The sequence below is a fragment of the Paraburkholderia sp. NMBU_R16 genome (assembly GCF_013282575.1).
Taxonomy (GTDB): Bacteria; Pseudomonadota; Gammaproteobacteria; order Burkholderiales; family Burkholderiaceae; genus Trinickia.
This window is the reverse complement of sequence record NZ_JAAAYE010000275.1, coordinates 1-553: the sequence shown is the minus strand read 5'-3', so window position 1 is coordinate 553 and position 553 is coordinate 1. Positions and strand designations below refer to the sequence as shown.

The window sequence follows — 553 nt, the reverse complement described above, 5'->3', positions numbered from 1 at the left end:
TACGAGGAGCAGCAACAGCAGCGCAGCCTTGCCGCCCTGAAACGGCGCGCCAAGTCACTCGGTTTCCGGCTTGAGCGCGAAACCGCCCCGGCCTGAAACAACACGCACGAATTTTGTTTCTCACGAGCACCTCAGTCCCGTGGGGGCCGGCGTTTGTCGAAGCTCGCAAATTCTGCTAGCCATGGTCACGAAACCTGCTAGCGGTGTGCACGAAATTCGCTAGCGTCGGCTGTCAGAGGTGGCCTCACTCATTCGGACAGTTTTCTTGGATTTTTAAGTGGAGCGTCCGAGGCAATCATGCTGCCGATTGGATCGCAGGCAGCGTCGCGAAGTATGCCTCGTCCGGCGTGCGATCCGCCAGGCTCGAATGAGGTCGTTTCCGGTTGTACAGATCGATGTAGTCGCTGATGGAGCGCCGGGCGTGGCGGGAGTGTCAGAATTTCCGTGTTCAAGGCGGGGTTGAGATTTACACGGATGGCCGAACGAATCGATCGGCGTAAAGGATAGCGAATTGGTTCATGGCCTGCTTCCAATCGTGAGCGGAACGACTCCA

At 57.9% G+C, this 553-nt stretch carries 1 pseudogene; it reads right to left on the bottom strand.

The features are described from left to right. Positions 1–295 precede the first annotated feature (295 nt). Positions 296–421 (bottom strand): annotated as a pseudogene (locus tag GWC77_RS28220) (integrase core domain-containing protein); the annotation flags it as partial. Positions 422–553: the final 132 nt, after the last annotated feature.